Source organism: Micromonospora sp. NBC_01392 (assembly GCF_045040125.1).
GTDB lineage: Bacteria > Actinomycetota > Actinomycetes > Mycobacteriales > Micromonosporaceae > Micromonospora.
In genome coordinates, this window is sequence record NZ_CP109549.1 from 79,141 (window position 1) to 95,341 (window position 16,201).

Here is a 16,201-nt window from a genome sequence, read left to right on the forward strand (position 1 = left end):
CCGTGCAGGTCCGGGCCTGCGAGCGATACGCTCTGAAACTGGACCGATAGTTTGACCACCCCGGGAGCGGCCCGAAATCCGGCCGCGTCCCGGAGCTTTCGCGTCAGTTCCTCGACGTCCGAGCACCCGCGGAGCACCCTGTCAAGCCCCGGGTTTGACACCCGGTGCTCCCGCGGCGAGGCCACCCTCCCCCGCTCGCTCTCCCTGCCGTCAGGACCGCCGGCTGAGGTGGCGCCGTCGCCTTGCGAGACTGCGCGGCGTCTCGGGCTTCGGCGCCTTGGGAGCGATAGGCGGCTTGCTCGCTCCGCGTCGCTTGCGCGGCGGATAGGTGCGCCCCGGCCCGCCGCCCGACATCGGGCGGACAGGATCGCCGGGCCGAACGGCACCGCACATAGACTTTTCCAAGATTCACTCCTCCGACATGAGCAACTGCGCCAAGGATCCCCTCAGACGGGGTTCCCTGCTTGTGGTGATCTTTGCCGACAAAAGTCTGCCACAGCGACCGGCCCGGACGAATCGGAGCGTGAGCGCAGCGTGAGCAGTAGGCCAGAGGGGATGAGAAGCTTCCCTGGCGCAGTGACGTGAGTGCCTGCTCGCAATGAACCGGTGGGAGGGAAACATGCAGTTCGAGCTCTTGGGCGACTTTCACGCCTTCGAGGGCGACCGACGCATTCAGATCAGGTCCATGCAGGTCCGCGCCCTCCTGGCAACCCTTCTGCTCGCGCCCGGGCAACGCGCATCGCACAAGTACATCGCGGACCGCCTCTGGCCAAAGGGCGACTACAACCCGACCAGGGTGCGGTCGTGCTGCCGAAAGCTGCGCAGTTACTTCCCGGACGTCATGCCTGACAGCAATGAGCGGCGCTATTGCAGCCTCCGTGTCGACCGGACTGTTGTTGACTACTTCCGATTCGAGGACAAGCTCGAACTGGCTCGACTTCGGCAAGGCGCGGACCGGATCGGCACCTTGCGCGACGCCCTCGCCGAATGGCGAGGCGAGCCCCTGGGCGAGATCACTGGCGCGGACCTGAGCGACGAGAGGCAGCGCCTCGATCAGAGCCGCCTGCGCGCCACCTTCCTCCTCCTCGATGAGCTGTTGAAGGTCGATGCGTCGGGCTTCAACCGTGAGCTGCGGCCAGCACTGCGTCGGTGGCCAGCGGATCAACCGCTTCTCAGCCTCGAACTACGGTTCCTTGCCAGCACAGACGGCCCGTCGCGGGTCCGCCAGCGATACCAGGAGTGGACGAGACTGCACGGTGCCCCGGACGCCAAGCTGGAGAGGTACGTCGACCAGCTGACCCGCCGTTCCGTCACCAAGCCGGCGCAACCTGGCGTACCGCGCCAGCTTCCGCCCCACCGGGCACCCCTTGCGGGACGGCAGGCGGAGCTCAGCGCTTTGTCGGAGGCGTTGCTGACGGACGCCCCGGCGAACACTGGGCTGGCTGTGGTCACCGGGATGGCCGGCGTCGGGAAGACGCAGCTCGCGCAACACTGGGCGGCTTCGGTGGAGGGCGACTTCCCAGACGGCACGCTCTACGTGGATCTCAACGGCTACACGGCCAACGGGTCTCCGGAGCAGCCGGGCCAGTTCCTGGCCCGGATCCTCAACGACCTCGGCGTCCGGCCCCGCACCCCAACTGTCGATGGGATGAGCACGGAATACCGCACGGAGCTCGCGCGCCGCAAGATCATCGTGCTGCTCGACAACGCCCGTGACGTCCATCAGGTGCGGCCGCTGCTGCCCGGCACCGGCTCGTCGGTAGCCATCGTGACGAGCCGGGACCGTCTCATGCAGATGATCGTCCGTGAGCATGCCAACGAGGTCAGGCTCGGCCCGCTCGGTCACGAGGACGCGGTCGCCCTGCTGACCAGCAAACTCGGTGCCGCGCGGATGCGGGCCGGTGCCGAGCACGTCAGCGAGATCGTCGCGCTGTGCGGCGGGCTACCGCTCGCGCTCTCGATCGTCGCGGCCCAGGCCCGCTCGAGACCCCCCGAGGCCCTCGAGGAGATCACCGCGGCGCTGCGGGAAGAGGGGACGCGCCTGGACTCGCTCGGACACCGCGACGCCGAGCTGAACGTGCGGGCGGCCCTAAGCAGCTCCTACGGCACGCTCAGCGCACCGGCGGCCGAGCTCTTCGCCCGGCTCGCGATCCACCCCGGCCCCACCATCAGCCGTCGGGCAGTCGGCTGTCTCGCCGAAGACACGCCGGCCGTGGCGATCGACGAGTTGATCGAGGCCAGCCTGCTGGATGAGCCGGTGGTCGGCCGGTTTGCCTTCCATGACCTCGTACGGATCTTCGCCGCCGACCGAGCCGCCGCGATGCGGCCTGAGGACCACGACCGCGTCGACCGCCGGGTCTCGGATTTCCTCCTGCGGAACACCTGGGCCTGCGACCGGGTGCTCACCCCGGATCGCGGGCTGCCCATCGCCGGTCCGGACGACATCCACGTTGTCACACCGGCCTCCCCGCAGGAGGCGATGGCTTGGCTACATGCGGAGTACGCCACCGTCACGGCGGCGGTCAGGCGGGCCCACGCCCGGCAGGATGACCGGTATACATGGCTGTTGAGCATGTCGCTGGTGACCTACCAGTGGCGCACCCACCGATACGCCGACGCCGAGCGCTACCTGTCGTACGCGGCGGTCGCTGCCGGCCGCGTCGCCGGTCCTGCCGACCAGGCCATGGTGTACCGGATGCTGGCTGGCTCCCGCCGTGGGCTCTGCGACCTGGAGCAGGCGAAGGCTGACCTGCGGCGAGCGATCTCGCTCAGTGAGGCGGCGGGCCACCCGCTCAGCGTCGCCCATAGCCGGCACTCGCTCGGACTGCTGCACCGGGAGAGCGGCGAACCGCAGATGGCGACCGAGTTGTTCGAGTCGGCGCTGTCCGCATATCGCCAGTTCGGCGACGTCCTCGGCGAAGCCGGCGCCCTCCGAGGACTCGGCACAGTGCGGTTCGACCTCGGCGACCACGAGGGCGCACTCCGGCACGGCCAGGAGGCACTCCGGCTCTTCCTGGCGACCGCCGACATCAACAGCCAGGCGAGCACCTTCATGGATCTCGGACGCGTGCACGCCGCCCGCCGGGACGGACACAGCGCGCTGGACTGCTACGCGTCGGCCGCCGACCGGTATGCCAAGTTGACGTATCCCCGCCGGGAAGCGACGGCGCTTCTGGAGATGTCCGAGGTACTCAACACGTTGAACCGTGTCCCGGAAGCCCGCACTGCGCTTCGGGAAGCTGCAGACCTCCTTCGAGAACTGGAACCGGCGGCCGCCAACGAGGCGGAGTCCCGGCTCGCCGCGCTCTCGGAGTCGCCGCGATGACCGTGGGACGGCGCTCAGCGCGTATCCGACGGCACGCGGTACCAGGCGGCGGGGTCGGGTTGGGGTGCCTTCGGGTGCGGTGGGGTGGCGGAAGTGGGAAGCAAGGGCCGCAGCGCGGCCAGGATGTCGGACACCGACTTGGGACGGTCTGCCGGGTCGAAGGCGACCATGGCCGTGCCCAGCGTCCGCAGCACGGCCGGCATCCCGGTCAACGAGCCCGGCGGGAACTGTTCGGTCTGCTCCTCCGGCCGCCCGCTGTGTTCCTGGTAGGGCAACCGCAACGCGCTCATTTCGAACAGCATTGCGCCGAGGCTGTAGACGTCGACCTGGGGCTGGTGGTGCTGCCGGTGATACTGCTCCGGCGCGGCGTAGCCTGGCGTGCCGCAACCGGTGTACTCCTCGTCCTCACAGGTCGAGACGATGCCGAAGTCGAACAGCCAGATCCGCCCGTCGTGGCCAACCATGATGTTGTCGGGCTTTATGTCGTGGTGCACGATCCCCCGGCTGTGAACGTCGGAAAGGATCTCGCAGAGCTGCGCGAGCACCGAGACAGCGGTTTCCGTGTAGAGCGGTCGGTTCCGCTCGATCAGCTCGCGCAGCAGGATTCCGTCGACGAAATCCATTGCCAGGTACGCCCTGTCCTCATGCGACCCGCGTCGGATGTGGGCCGGCACCCCTGGAATGCCACGCAACGTATCGCCAAGGCTGGCCTCGTCGACGATCCATTCGCCACCCCGGGCGAAGGTGGCGGTTGACTCGAACCTGCGGGGCGGTTGGAGCTTAATTGCCACCTCTCGCTCGCTTTCTATGTCCCAAGCCCGATAGACCTCGGCCGAAGCACCCTCGCCCGCCAGACGGACGACGCGGAACCGGTCGTCGATGACAACGCCACCCCGAAGCACTGACACCCCTGTGAGGAATGAGAACGACATGAGTCACGTGCAGATGTCGGGAATCCCGACCGCCGCGACCGCTGGCATCAAGGTATCGCTGGGCATGTTGGCCTCGAGTACCCATCGATGTCCCGCCCATGATGCCACAGCGGCACGCCGGGGCCGGTCACCCGATGGATCGGCGAGGCGCAAGGTCGAGGCGCTGGAGAGCTTCGCCCAGGGACCGTTCATGGCAATTCTCGACCTGGTCGAGGGCGAGGGAGTCGACGTCGACGAGGCGTTCCGGGAGTTGGACCGGCGAATTGCCGCAGGGCGGAACCGGCCCGTTCACGAGGGCGTCCGCGCGTGGACGGCCCACGCGGTCCGCACCTACCTGCGAGCCTTCGACCGGACGGACGACGCCATCGTCCCGGTGCTGCAGAAGTGGGAGTACCGACGGCACCTGTCACAGGCCGACGACCGCGGTGCCACCGACTATGTGATCACGGCATGGGGGCGCTGCTACACCTCAGCCGATGGGCGCACGCGGGAGTTGCGCCTCATCAAGAATCGCCTGGGGAACGGAAAGCGGACGATCGCCGAGATATCCGTGGCGGCCCTGGTCGTTGCCGCCGGTGTACCCGGCCCGCCTCCGGAACGCGTCCGCGTCCTACAGATCGCACTTGTCGACGGCACCGTGGAGACGCTGTTCGACGACAGCGTCGAGTCGGCTCTCAGCCTCTACCGGGCCCATGGAAAGACCACATTGGGTGAGCTGGTCGACAACATCGAGTACCGGCCTGGAGCCACCTGTGCCAGCTGCGCGCTCGCGCCCCGCTGCCCGGCGCTGCCCCGCGCGCCGGGCCTGTTAGGGATCACGGATCGAAGCCGGCCGCGCCGCACGTGGTCGGCCACCAACGCCCGCCAGTACCGGGACTGCCCAGCCCGGGAGTACCTGCGACGCCAGTGGCTGCCGATCAACACAGACATCGAGTACGGCCCGGCAGCCGAGCGCGGTCGCGCAGTGCACGCGTACCTCGAACGCCAGCACGCCGCTCTGCCCACCGTGCCCTGCACCTCCGACGTCCCGCTCGACTGGGAGTACGACGACCGTCGGCTGTCGGAAGACGATCTGGCACTGGGCCGCAAGCTCATCCGGTACCACGCGGAAGTCTGCCCACTTCAGCACGTGCAGGACCCCTCGGACGTACGCGTCGAACCCGACCTGGTGTTCGACGACGCTGACGCGGATGTCGTCGTCCTCGTCAAGCCCGACCTGCTCTACAGGGAGCACGGCGCCTGGGTGTGGCGTGAGACGAAGACAGTCGGCAGCGACCGCCGACGACTCCGCGACCCGTTGGTGGAATACCCGCAGCTGGCACTGGCCGTAACGCTCATCAGTGCTGGGCGGCTGGGTGGTGGCCGTGGCCGGGTCGAGTTGGAGACGCTGCGTCCTGGGGGTCCGGACCTGGTCATCATCGACCCGTTCACCGCCGAGGTCCGTGCAGCCGCGAGCCGTGCCCTGACGGATCACGTCCGCGCCTGGCATGCCGATGATCGGTTCCTGGCATCGCCCGGCCCGAAATGCGCACAGTGTGAGGTCGCTCGCTGGTGCCCGTCCGGCACAGGCACTCCCGTCGGGGCGGGTCCGATCATGCTGGGACCGACCCGGTGATCCCTGCGGACCTGCACGAGCGCGCTGATTTCAAGAGTCTGTCGCAACTCGCCCGCGGCCTTTTCGAACTGGGCGACGCTACCCGGCGGGGCTCGCTGAACCTGCCCTACCCACCGTCGATACAACGCGCACTGGACCGGGTCGTCCTCGCCTGTCTACGTGAGGGGCGCACACCACCGTCCAGCGTCCCCGAACTCGTTGCCTGGTGCACTGCTCCCCTGGGAGCTCGCTGGCCGTCCTCCGCCCTGCCAGGGTTCCTCAGTGCCGAGGCAACCTTGCTCGATCTACGGCGACGCCTTCCGACCCGCTCGTGCGCAGAACTCGCCGCATACGGGTCGGAAGACTCCGCCGAACGGAGTGTCGTACACAAGCTGGACGAGCTCGCGCAGGCCGCCTCCACGCCAGCAATGTTCGCGCAGTACCGGGACTTCCTGATCGACCGGGTTGCCGTCACCAATGACGACGCGCGGGGCAGGTCCTGGAAGCCCCATATCTGGAAGCGCGTACATGATCTCTACCAACCTCCGGCGCCGGCCCACGCCCACGATGGCCTGACCACCTGCCCGACATGCGGTCTTCTCGCCACGGTGGAGCACGGGCGCATCGCCTGGTGCGAGGGCGAGGTCTGCGAACGGGGGCTGACACCAGGCCCGGCTTACAAGAAGGGCAGCGTACGAGTGCTCGATTCCTCGCTGCGCCTGTTCCTGTCACTGCCAGGGCGGACGGAGCGGGCGGTCATGCGGCGGCTCGCAGAGCAGGGCGTGACCGGAACGCTCCTCCCCGGCGGGCTCGGGGCGTACCAGCTCAGCGAGCCAGTCCTCGGCCGGAGCATCGTGCAAGTGTTCGACAGGGTGGAGCCGCTTCTGCTGGCCGCCCGGCTGAGTGGACGCTCCGATCTGCTGGCCGTCATCCCCGATCACCTGGCGCGGGCGCGTCCCGCACTCCTGGAGTCGGTACGTGCCGCGCTTCCCCCGGAACTCGACGTCGTGGTGACCACACAAACTACCGCTACGGAAGGCGCACCGCAGCATGCGTAGCACGGCGCAAGGGTTTGCCCCGATCATCCAGGCACTGCTACAAGCGGGCGTGCTGCGGTCGCGAGAGTTGCTCAGGCTCTGCGAGGTGGAGCTGGGGCTTCGTCTCCAGCGACACCTGGCCCCGGAAGCCCCTGCCACGGACGCCTGGGTGCTGTTCAGCGGATACCCGTTCGCCCACGCCTGGGGGCTGGTCGCGGATCAACAGAGTGAGCAGATGCTCCGCGTTGCCCGACATAGCCTCTGGACACTCCGCCGCAAGACCGCCTGGGAGGAGGCACTGAGCTCGTACCAGCAGACCGATCCTCCTCTACGCGGCTACGACGTGCCGGACATGTCGCGCCCGGCGACCGAGCGACTGCCCGCCTTCGCGCCAGACCGCTGGGATACCTACGACCTCCTACTCAGGTATGCCCCACCGTTCACGCGAACGGAAATGCCGGTGGCGGGGGACGGCTTGGCCGAATTCCCCATCGGCCGCCACGCGGTGACCGTCCGGCTGTCCGGAACGGGGAACATGCCGGCGCCGACATCGCATGACCTCGGCCTCCTCCCGGCAGGTGGTGGCGCACCGGTCTGCCTACGCTGGCGGGACCTGCTGGAGACCGCGGCGGAGATGGACGAAGTTCTGTTCCAGAACTGGGTGGACAGGCTCTCGCGTACGCACCTGTTCACCAGTTCCGGTGGAGCATTCGCGCCGGACGAGGAATTCTCCGTCGCTGGGGTGCAGCATCTACTCGGCATCGTCGGCGCCGGAAAGAGCACACTGCGCGATGTGATCACCGTGTACCTCGTGAACCGGCACGGATTCTGCGTCACAGTGGTCGTGGGTGACGTGGCCGAGTCGCTCAAGCTGGTGAGCCTCTACAACACCTACCTGACGGCGGGTCGCACCGCCGCCCCGATCATCGGCGCGTCTGGTCGGGAACGGCACGCCCAGCGGCTGCACCGCCGGCTGACCAGCCGGGGAGAGCACAACATCCTGAGTCACACCGACCCGAGCTTCACGTATCTGAGCACGTCCTGCGCGATTAATGCACTGCTCCCCGAGGACGACGACGTACTTCCCTACGGTGCTGCGCCGTGCGCCAGGCTCCAGGTGCGGTCCCGACGAGGGCGAAGCGAAGAGGAGGGCGGCCGGTCCGGAAAGAGGCATGCCTGCCCATACTGGTCCGGCTGCCCCCGCCACCATGGCGCCCGGGAACTCGTGGACGCTCACGTCTGGGTCGCCACGCCGCCGAGCCTGATCGACGCTGCGGTGCCCCGCGTGCAGAACGCCGAGCACCTGCACTACCTCGAGTTGGCCTGCCGACGCAGTGACCTCCTCATCGTGGACGAGGCGGACCGCGTTCAGATGCAGCTGGACCGGATGTTCGCGCCGGCAACGAAACTGGTCGCCGGACTCGGCGACCGTTCCCTGCTCGACGAGCTAAACGCCCACAAGATCCGTGAGCTGGCCGACGGGGAGCGTCTGCAGCTTTCGAACCGCGACGTCGAGGTCTGGAACGCCGCTGTCAACACGATCACGGCAGCGACGGATCGCCTGTACGCAATGCTGGTTGGTGACCATGCACTACGCACCTGGGTGCGGATCGGCTACTTCAACGCCTGGACACTCCAGCTTCAACTCCTCGACGAGCGCTACCCGGACGCTGGCGAGCAGGACCGTGAAGCCCTCGAAAAATGGCTCGACGAATTCCGGGACAACCCGCTCGGGGACCGGCGCCCGGAGCTGCGCCGAGGCTTGATCGACCTGGCCACTGAACTGCTGCACACGAGCTACCAGGAACGCACCCGCCTGCGGCTCGTCGAGTTCGTGGTCGACCTGTTCAACCTGCCGCCATTCCTCGCCGACAAGCAGTGCGCCTTCGAGAAGGCGTCCGAAGAACCGCGCCGGAAGGGGGCGAAGCCGCCGCAGAGCCCGGACGACTGGTTGTCCGAATGGACACGCCGTTTTGAATTCACGCTGCTGCTCGCCGCACTGGAATCGAAGCTGTCACTGATGAACGCCATGTGGCCCCGCGTCGAGGCGACCCTGAAGCTCGGCTTCAACGAGATGTATCGCAGCCCCTTGTCCTACGGGCCGGTCATCCCGGAAGCGCCCATGGGCAACGTTCTTGGCTTCCAATTCCTGGTCAACGGCCCGGACTCGGGCGGTGTCCGCAGCGGCGAGCTCCGGTACTTCCGGTGCAACGGCATTGGCCGGGAACTGTTGCACGCGATGCCCGACATCCCAGTGGCCGACGGCAGGCCGCCGACGAACGTACTGCTCATGTCCGGCAGTAGCTGGGCCGGGGAGTCCAGTCGTTACCACCTCCGGTTTCCGGTCGGCGTGCTCCTCAAGCCGGACCCCGACGAGTTCGAGGCCGTGGTGGCCGGCACGGAGATGCGGCTTGAGCTGCTCGGGGAGGACACTCCGCACCTCCGCGTGTCCGGCGCGAGGCCGGAGGCGCGAACACGGATCCTCACTCAGATGGCGCTCCGGCTCGGTGAGACGCAAGACGGGGAAGCCAGCCTGCTGGAGAAGGAGTTGCTGAGCCTACCGGAGGCTCGCCGTCACGTGCTGCTCCTGGTGGGCAGTTACGACGAGGCCGGGACCCTCGCCGACACGCTGCACACGCTCGGAACCCGGTGGCGCGGCCGGGTGCTACGCCTGGTGGCCGACGACTTCGATGAAGAGTTCGCCACGGACCCCTCCGACGACGACCAACACGCCGGAATTCTGCGCCGTGGCGACGTGGACACCCTCAGAAACACGTCCGCGGAGGTCCTCGTCGCACCGTTGCTCGCCGTCGAACGAGGACACAACATCCTGAACAGCGACGGCCAGGCCGCGATCGGCACCGTCTACTTCCTCGCGCGGCCGAATCCGCGTCCGGACGACATCGGCCTCGCGGTCCACGCCGTCAACGACTGGATGATCAGATCGATCGGCTCCGGTGAGTTCGACGACTGGGTACGTGGCGCCGCCACGCTTAGCGCCGGAGCACGGGAGGTACGCCGGCAGGCAAGACAGACGTGGTACCGGGTGCTACGTCGTTCCCTGGCGTGGAGCCGGCTCAAGGAGGACCGGCCTGCGGTCACCTGGGACATGCTCGTCCTGATCTGGCAGGTCATCGGCCGCCTCGTCCGCGGCGGTGTGCACGCCCGAGTGGTCTTCGTTGACGCCGCGTTCATGCCGAACCTGGGGGATGGGACAGACCTGCCGGACACCGCCGAAACCAGCCTCTTGCACAGCATCTCCGAGGTGCTGGCGCCCTACTTCCTTCCGGACAGCGATGTATCGCCCCGCGACCGGGACATCGTCCAGTCGCTGTACCGGCCCCTCTGGGACGCCCTTGACCGGTTCCTCCCGCCAACTCAGGAGAAGAACGAAACGTGTACACACTGATTCGCCCCACTGCCTACGAGCCCGATCCCGCTGCCGGCCCCTGGCTGGAGCAGTATCACGTCATCCGGTTCGACGAGCGCTGGCGCACAGGCCTCGAAGAGGTGTACCGCCTCGGCTGGAAGAGCAGGCAGAGTCATGTCGGACTGCCGTTGCGCCAGCTCAACGGACTGTTCCGCGCGGTGGCCCCGGGCGTGACGGCGACCGGGCGCGGTGCTGGAAGCGACCCCACGGTGCCGTGGATCTACGCGCGCGAGCCGGTGCCTGCCGACGTAGTCCAGCCCGTGATCTCCTCCTGGGTCACAGGCTTTCCGATCCCCGATGAGCACCAGCAGCGCCTGGCCGACATCGTGGAGACGACCCACGAGAGCACCCCCGAGTGGGACGTGGCGCAGGTCGACCTGACCACCGTCCAGCCCTCGCCGGAAGGCACGGGGGAGCCCTCACGTCAGTTGTACGCACTGGTGCCGGAGATCCTGGCCGCCCGGCTCGCGGCACGCCCGCTGCGCCTACCCGGCGTCGGGCGCGACCTGTGGTTCCGGGTTGTCGCGCGAGAGCAGGGGGCCGAGTTGGTGTCCTGGCCACCGCAGGAATTCGTGACGAACCGTCGCACCTGGTTCTACTCAGCCGTCCTGACCATCACGGTGCAGACCGTGCCCTTCGTTCCGACGTACCGGGTGCATGTGTCGTCCGGGATTCGCCGGTGGATGACCTCCGGCACAGATCTTTCGCATAACCAGACAGCTCGGGTCCTCCTCGATGCTCCGCTTCCCTGGTCCGACCCCACCGAGGAGCGGACGTCTCGGCTGATCGTCAACCGCGTCGGGTGGAGCCGGGACCGGCAGCGCATCGACTGGCGAGACCACAGTGTCGCAGGTCTTCTGCCCGACCTTGACATCGTTCGGACCTATCCGAGGGCGGACGAGGTCGTCGCGCACGCCCCGACCTGGATAAAGGGCCGGGGCGGGATCTCGGCTGGGATCGTGCACCAGAACCGGTACGGGGCCCACGGGGTTGAGACCGGGCTGCTCTCCGGCGAGCGGTCACTCATCGACGGTTGGGTCGAGGAAGGGCTTCGGCCACTGTTCCGCCGGGCACCCGATATGCACAGGGTCCGCGAGGCCAACAAGCCGGCCCTGATCTCCAAGCCTGCCGCGAAGACCAATCCGGCCGGTCACGCCGAGGCAGTGCGGAAAGCGATCGCCGCACGCCGCGAGGCGCTGAAGTCAAGCCTCGCCGGCGAGCCCTTAGATGTGGATCTCCTCTGGCAGTTTCCGGAGACTCGGCACGCGCTCCTGTCCGCACTCGCCGAGCTGCTCGGCTTTCCGACCGACGTCGCCGGCACCGAGCCGGACCAGGAGTGGCGGTGTGAGGGACTACGGGTGCGCGTCCGTACCGCTGAGCTGGGGGCGCTCGGGGCGCCGCTCGACGTCTCCCGGCGGGCGGGTGTGACGCGGTCCGCTGCCTTGGACGAGGGTCTTCGCGCGCGCCGGGTCGCTGTCGCGGCGCGACTGCGCCAACGGTCCGGGCCTCCGGGGCTCGCCGTCGTCGAGATCGGTGGGGAGCAGCGGTTCACCGCTCAGGACTCCGACCCCAAGTTCGCGGTCCGCTTGGGCCTCGCCGACACCGGCCGACTCAGCCAGTTCATCACCGTGCCAACCGACGCCACGGCTGACGTCAGCATGCGGGCGCGTGCCGCGTGGCTGGACGGCCTGCGCCAGCTCGGCGCGACGACCGTCCCCACCCCTCGGGTCAGCGACGAGGTGCCGCAGGACATCCAATACCTGGCGCTGTGGGTAGTGCGCCGACGCGCCAACGGGCCGACCAGGCGGGCGGGGCAGAAGCTGGTAGCGCTCCTGATTCGGCCGCACGACGACCACCACCGTGTCTGCGGGTGGGACGACGTGAGCCGAGAATGGGTGCCCTACCCCGTGCTGCTGCTACGACTCGCTCAGCGCGTGGAGTCGGTCGAAGTTCGGGACACAGAGAGCGACGAACGCGCCAAGCCGCAGGCGCCTTCCCCGGACGAGCAACGCGAGGACATCGAGCGGCAAATCCGTTCCGTCCTCTACCAGGCTCGCCACCAACCGACGCTACTGCTGACGAACGCGGGCAACCTCCGCAGCGCCTGGCAGTGGCTCCGCAACCCCTCGCTCACTCTCGACAGGGTCGGCTTCGCCGCCGACGAACCACAACGGCTGGTCGCCTACGGTCCCGATCTACGCTTCGTCCTGACCCGCGATGGCGCAGGACGGGAGGAGACGCCCCAGTGGTACGCGCCAGCGGCGGACGACGCAGTGGCTGGCCTGGCCAGCGGACTCTGGGCTGCGGAGGACGCGGCGGACGGGAATCGGGTCTTCGTCAGCATCACCGACAAGCCGGCGAGCGCGGGAAAGGTTCACAAGGGGCTGATGAAGCTCGGCCCGCACCCATCATGGCCAAAGGGTCCGTCTGTGGTCGGGCGGAACCCCCAGTACCTCGAACTCGTCGTCCTCGGCTGCCTCTCAGAGAAGGTGCTGGCCGACGCCGGCGTCGTGGACGGCAAACCGGACTCGCCCGCGACCTGGGCGGCCCTCACCCACCAACTCCGCTTCCACGACGACTACCCGCCGCTAGCGCGGCCCCTTCCACTGCACCTGGCGAAGCTCGCCGAGGAGTACGTCCTACCGGTCATGCCCGAGGCGCTGAAGGACTGAGACTCACCGATCGCGACGCGGCGCGGCACCTCCCTATACGGGAAGGTGCCGCGCCGCACCGCGTTCGAAGCGGCGTACCTCGCGGGCGGTCGTGGTCTTCCCGCTGCCGGAGCTTCCGCGAATGATCAGCAGCGTGGAGGGCGCGAGTGCCGCCGCACTATTGCGCGCCCAGGTGGCTGCCGGCCGCAGCTTCCCCTACCGGCTGTCGCACCGCAGGTCGACCTCGCCGACGCATACGTCCGGCAGCGTGTCACCATGCCAGACGGCTCGTCCCAGCGAGACGCGGACCCCGGTGCGCTGGTGGAGTCGGTGGAGTCCGCGCTGGCGCGGCATCGGCAAATGGTGGTAACCGGGTGGCTCTCGCTGCAACAAGTCAACCATGACATTACGGGCTGGTCGCCACGACTTCGGCGGCGCTTGTCGAGAAGAACCGGCGGGCTTCGTTGATGCCGACCCGGGAACTGGCCGAGATGTCCAAGGCGCTCTCACCACAACACTGTCCGCAGCAGTCGCCGCCGAACCCGGGGCAGCCCCAGCCGGTCAGCTATCTTCCCTGGTCACGTTGGTGTGCCCGAAGGGACTCGAACCCCCTAACCTTCTGATCCGAAGCCACACCATCACCATCGCCACAGCGGGAGCCCCACCGGCACCGACCGGGGCCCGAACTGGATGCTTTGATCAACTACTCGATACCTGGGAGCAAGATTCTTAAGAACGCTGCCGATAGGCGCGGAGCATCGTCTCAACGTAGATGGGGGCTAGCCCACGCAGCAGTTCCTCGGGAAGCGCTCCGGCCAGCGCCGTGACTGCGAGATCGACGCCAGGGCTGCTTGGCCCGCCGAACTGCGCGACTAGGCGGTCGACGCCGGCGGCGACGCTGGCGCCACATATGGGGTTCATGGCGAGTTCGGCCAGACGGGTGCCGACGGCGTCCGGCGGTGTGGGAGCCCGCATTAGCCGGATGACATCGGCGCAGTCCTTGGGCTTAACGCGATGCGCGCGACCGCGGTCGCCGTCAGTCAGCCGGTCTGCGATCTTGTGGCTCTTGGCGACCAGAAGAGCTGCGGGGCCCGCCACTCTGATCGTGGCTTGCCGGGTGTCGAGGTCTGGTTCGAGGCTGCCGACCGTCATCTCAGTGTTGTCGACGATGGTCGCTTCGAGTCCTGGCGTCCAGCGGGTGGCGTTCTTTCCGTGGTCGGGCAGCCGGGCGTCGCGTTTGCCTCGTCCGGGTGCGAGCGCTTCGGGAACGAGGAGATCGACGGGTACGAACACGGTCTCTTTTTCGATCTTTGCGGGTGCCAGCCACGTGCCCGGCTCGATGCCGCCGTTGTCGGTCTTCACCTTGAGGGTGAAGCCTGCTTCGGTCATCGCTTCGGCGATGCGCGGGTCGGGGCCGAGCCTGGCCGGGTCGATGCTCAGGTCAGCGTCGGCGGTGAACGGGGCGACGCTGACCTCTAGGTCTGCCTCGCCCGCCTGCAGGTAGATCGCCTGCGCGCCCACCAGTACAACGGCGGCGCGGTGCTCGCCAAGAGCGTCCAGTGCGTTGAGGAGGACGCGGCGGGCAGCCACGTACACGAGGGGATCGGGCGCGGTCACCCGCCGACGCTACACCGGGTTGGGCAGATGGTCTTGGCGCCAGGCCGCGGGATCGCCCGACATCCAGTCCAGCAGTGCCTCGCCCTCCTCTGGGAGACGGCCGTTGCCCGCCAGGCAATCCATGACGAGTTGCGAGAGTCCGACGTGGAATGTGCCGTCTTCGGCCATGCGGGCACGGGCCAGCTGAGATGCGTCGGCTGCGGTGAGCAGGATGATGTTGGCACCCTGCTGTGTGGGCATGAGCTCAAATCGGGATGCGGTCGCGGCGATGTCGGGGACGTAGAGGGCGAGCTGCGTCGGGGCGGCAATCTGCACGTACTCGTTTGCGGCATAGCTGCCGGTGATGACGGCCTGGTCGTCGTTGCTGAGCCTCCGCAGCAGCGATGGGACGCCGGTTCGTGCGATATAGGTCTGGCTGCGGTTGCTCTTGAGCAGGTTGTAGTGCTGCGCTCGGGCGCGCAGCAGTTCTCGCCAGTCGACGCGGGTGACAGCCTTGCTGCCCGGGTCGCGCTCGACCAGGCGGTCGTCAACGAGTGCGGTCAGAGTGCGCGAGACGTAGGCGTTGCTGAGGCCACTGGCCGCAGCGAGATCTACGAGCCGATACGGCGGTGCGAAGTCGGTGAGCACGCGTACCAGAGCGTTGCTGCCGGGACCTTTGAGCCGGACGGGTGGCTTCGCCGGCGGGTTCGGGTCCTGCTGGGCGCCATCGAGCCTGATGTGAATCGCTGGCCGCGGGATCCGGACTAGAACATTTCCGGTGAGGTCGATGTAGTTGATGTCCTGTTCGCGGAGCACTTCCCTTGAACGCGGGCTGAGCCAGGGCGCGACGACGATGATCGGTTCTCGGACGACCCGGCGCATGAGCTGGTGGTTTCCGCCTAGCACACGGTCAACGTCGCGCGGGATGAAGCGCCTGAACGCCTGGACGATGAGCGTGCAGTGGTAGTTCGCCGCCTGGATGTCCCACATGGCGTCGTGTCCTGCGTCGCCGTCCTCGAAGGCCCGGCGGTTAACCTTCATGTCGTCGTCCGTGATCAGCTCAGTGAACTTGTCGAACGCGGCGGTCAGCAATTCCTGCTCAGTGGGGCCGTTCATGCGTCAAAGTTTGCCACAAACCTAGGATTTAGCAGCCATGGGCAAACGCGTGACTCCAGTTAAATCTTGCGGCAGCGCAACTCGAGTGAACCGGACAACTAGCGTGGTAAGGTCCTGTACCGGTCGGCGTTCAGGGTGCGACGGCGTGGTCGGGAGGCGGCGGCCCGCCAAGAGCGACGGCGGTTCTCCTGCGTCCGCAGCAGGAACGCGCCGCCCCCACACATCGTCTTTACCAGGACCCTGGCCCATTCGGGCCGCGACGCTCAGCGATCGACGTATCGGCATCTCGCGGAGAGGAACCTCATGTCCGGTCACCGTCGCCCATGAGTGTCCCGTGACACCAGCTGGAGCGACCTGGCCAGACTGGCCCCTACCCACTGCCTGAGCCTCGGCCTCCGACGAGAGTTGCATGGTTCTGGTTGGGCAAGTGTGCGGATGTCCGGAAGTCACCGGTGGCGAGCGTCGAGAGAAGTTCCCGTACCCGCAGGTCGGGCAACGTCGATGCAACAGGTGACTCCTT

8 protein-coding genes are annotated in these 16,201 nt (G+C 67.7%); 5 read left to right on the forward strand and 3 right to left on the reverse strand.

Annotated elements, in window-relative coordinates:
* The first annotated feature begins 619 nt into the window (after positions 1-619).
* A complete protein-coding gene (locus OG767_RS00340) occupies positions 620-3,325 on the forward strand; it encodes an AfsR/SARP family transcriptional regulator (RefSeq protein ID WP_405091669.1) in 2,706 nt (901 codons plus the stop codon).
* Positions 3,326-3,339: 14 nt separating this feature from the next.
* Here OG767_RS00340 and OG767_RS00345 read toward each other — a convergent pair whose 3' ends face one another.
* Positions 3,340-4,257 carry a serine/threonine-protein kinase gene (locus OG767_RS00345; protein WP_405091670.1) on the reverse strand — a complete coding sequence of 306 codons (918 nt, stop codon included), beginning with the start codon at positions 4,255-4,257 and terminating at the stop codon, positions 3,340-3,342.
* Between OG767_RS00345 and OG767_RS00350 the strand changes: the two genes are divergently transcribed.
* The 4 genes from OG767_RS00350 to OG767_RS00365 are packed head-to-tail and all read left to right on the forward strand — an operon-like array spanning position 4,256 to position 12,990.
* The gene (locus OG767_RS00350) at positions 4,256-5,872 is read left to right on the forward strand and encodes a PD-(D/E)XK nuclease family protein (RefSeq protein ID WP_405091671.1); all 1,617 of its coding nucleotides are present in this window, start codon (positions 4,256-4,258) and stop codon (positions 5,870-5,872) included. The genes OG767_RS00345 and OG767_RS00350 overlap by 2 nt on opposite strands.
* Positions 5,869-6,909, forward strand: coding sequence for a hypothetical protein (locus OG767_RS00355; protein WP_405091672.1), 1,041 nt, complete (start codon positions 5,869-5,871; stop codon positions 6,907-6,909). The genes OG767_RS00350 and OG767_RS00355 overlap by 4 nt, the downstream gene beginning before the upstream one ends.
* The gene (locus OG767_RS00360; RefSeq protein WP_405091673.1) at positions 6,902-10,297 is read left to right on the forward strand and encodes a signal recognition particle; all 3,396 of its coding nucleotides are present in this window, start codon (positions 6,902-6,904) and stop codon (positions 10,295-10,297) included. The genes OG767_RS00355 and OG767_RS00360 overlap by 8 nt, the downstream gene beginning before the upstream one ends.
* Positions 10,285-12,990, forward strand: coding sequence for a pPIWI_RE module domain-containing protein (locus OG767_RS00365; RefSeq protein ID WP_405091674.1), 2,706 nt, complete (start codon positions 10,285-10,287; stop codon positions 12,988-12,990). Before OG767_RS00360 ends, OG767_RS00365 begins: the two co-directional genes overlap by 13 nt.
* Positions 12,991-13,698: 708 nt before the next feature.
* Here the strand turns inward: OG767_RS00365 and OG767_RS00370 are convergent.
* The gene (locus OG767_RS00370; RefSeq protein ID WP_405091675.1) at positions 13,699-14,586 is read right to left on the reverse strand and encodes a hypothetical protein; all 888 of its coding nucleotides are present in this window, start codon (positions 14,584-14,586) and stop codon (positions 13,699-13,701) included.
* Positions 14,587-14,595: 9 nt separating this feature from the next.
* Positions 14,596-15,681: a helix-turn-helix domain-containing protein gene (locus tag OG767_RS00375; RefSeq protein WP_405091676.1), complete on the reverse strand. Its 1,086-nt coding sequence runs from the start codon at positions 15,679-15,681 to the stop codon at positions 14,596-14,598.
* Between the last annotated feature and the right edge of the window lie 520 nt (positions 15,682-16,201).